This is a genomic window from Rhodopirellula maiorica SM1, assembly GCF_000346295.1.
Classification (GTDB): Bacteria; Planctomycetota; Planctomycetia; order Pirellulales; family Pirellulaceae; genus Novipirellula; species Novipirellula maiorica.
Genome location: NZ_ANOG01001001.1, coordinates 1 through 2,086 on the forward strand (window position 1 = coordinate 1; position 2,086 = coordinate 2,086).

Consider the following 2,086-nt stretch of genomic DNA (forward strand, 5'->3'; position numbering starts at 1 on the left):
CTGTAATGGAGGATCTTCGTCCACTGGTCAACATGCGCTTGAAACTGCGTGTGATTTCGGCGATGGTTGCCCCCAACAGTTGGGTGACGCGATGCGTTATGCGTTGCTGGCCCCCGGAAAACGGTTGCGACCAGCCTTGGTGTTGATGGCGTGCGAAGCGTGTGGCGGCAAAATCGAGGACGCGTTGCCGGCAGCAGTTGCCGTCGAAATGATTCACGCCTACTCGCTGGTTCACGACGATTTGCCTGCCATGGATGACGATGATTTGCGTCGCGGCCGGCCCACAGTTCACATTCAATTTGACGAGGCTACTGCGATTTTGGTCGGCGATGCTCTACAGGCCGAAGCGTTTCGCCATCTCAGCGAGGGTATCCCCGATCCGTCGCGTGCGATCGCAGCGATCCGTGTGCTCGCCTCCGCCGCCGGTGCATGCCACTTAGTGGGTGGCCAATCCGACGATTTGTCCGCCGAACGCGACCAAGCGGCGTGGGTCGAAGCGAACCAAAATTCATCAGCGGCCGTTGCCCCTTTGCGAACCGTCGAGCATCTCGAATCGATTCACCGTCGGAAAACCGGCGCCTTGTTCTCGGCATCACTTGCGATGGGTGCGATCGTGGCCGCAGCGGACGAGAAGTCCAAAACGGTGTTGTCCGACTACGCGGCGGATTTGGGCTTGGCGTTCCAAGTCGTCGACGATTTGCTAGATTTCACCGCCGACGAACAAGAACTAGGCAAACGCACCGGAAAAGATGTGGATCGAGGCAAACTGACTTACCCCGGTCTACTAGGCATCGAAGTGGCCCGCGAAAAAGCCAAACAACTCGTCAGCTCGGCACGCCAACATGCCACCTATTTCGGCGAAGCCGGCTGGCGGTTAACCCGTCTGGCTGACTTTGTTTATGAACGAACTCAATGATGCATCAATACGCGATCGTCGTGAGACGATGAATACGGAAGGCAGGTAGACAGAATTAATTCAAACAATTGGCCGTTTTGACCAACGGGATGTTACCGAATGATTCCTGGCTACCTGCTAAACATGACCCAAATAACGACACAACCGAAGAGACAAGGATGAATCGCACGCCCTGTGCTGCGATCGATCGGACTCCTGTTTGACAAACGATGGATGTGAAAATCGATCCGTTTGACAAATGACCTGTGTGACAACCGAGTGGATAAAAAATGAGTGAACCTGAACCGACGACTGCCCAACCTTGCAACCATCCCCTGCTTTCGAGCTTGCCGGATGCGAGCCCGCTCAAGTCGATGTCACGCGATCAATTGCAGGATGTGGCTGGCGAGATTCGTGATGTCCTGTGCAATCTGTTGGCGACACGAACGGCCCACTTTGCTTCGAACCTAGGCGTGGTCGAATTGTGCATCGCGCTGCACTGTGAATTTGATTTCCGCCACGACCGTCTGATTTGGGATACGGGGCATCAGATTTATCCGCACAAATTGGTGACCGGCCGCTATCACGATTTCCCTTCGATTCGCACACGTGGCGGGTTGATGGGGTATCCGAACCCTGACGAAAGCGAGTACGACTTGTTCATGACCGGTCACGCCGGCTGCAGCGTCAGCACCGCCGTCGGTCTCCGCAGCGGCGACGTGCTCTCGGGCAACGCCGACCGCCGTACGGTCGCCGTGATTGGCGACGGTGCCTTTCCAAGCGGCATTGTATTCGAAGCAATGAATAACGCCGGAGAATTGGAAGACGATCTGACGATCATTTTGAACGACAACAAAATGTCGATCTGTCCCCGTGTCGGTTCGGTTGCCACCTACCTCGACCGTCTTCGCTCGAATCCCTATTACACCGGTTTGAAGCACGAGGTCACGCGACTGCTCGATCATGTGCCGATGTTTGGCGATCCTACCGAACGTCTGCTGGCGCAGATGAAAGAAGGAGTCAAAGCCGGTTTGTTGGGCGGGATGTTGTTCGAAGAATTGAATATCCGTTACGTCGGCCCGATCGATGGTCACGACATCCCGATGATGCGAAAATATTTGGCGATGGTCCGTGAAATGAAGGGCCCTGTGCTACTGCACGTCGTGACCGAAAAAGGCATGGTTATAAACC

Annotated in this window: 2 protein-coding genes; both read left to right on the forward strand. The window is 55.3% G+C overall.

The window, feature by feature from the left end:
* The coding region (locus tag RMSM_RS32370; protein WP_040770680.1) for a polyprenyl synthetase family protein at positions 1-916 on the forward strand (916 nt) is incomplete at its 5' end.
* Between the two features lie 269 nt (positions 917-1,185).
* The coding region (locus RMSM_RS32375; protein WP_236622394.1) for a 1-deoxy-D-xylulose-5-phosphate synthase N-terminal domain-containing protein at positions 1,186-2,086 on the forward strand (901 nt) is incomplete at its 3' end.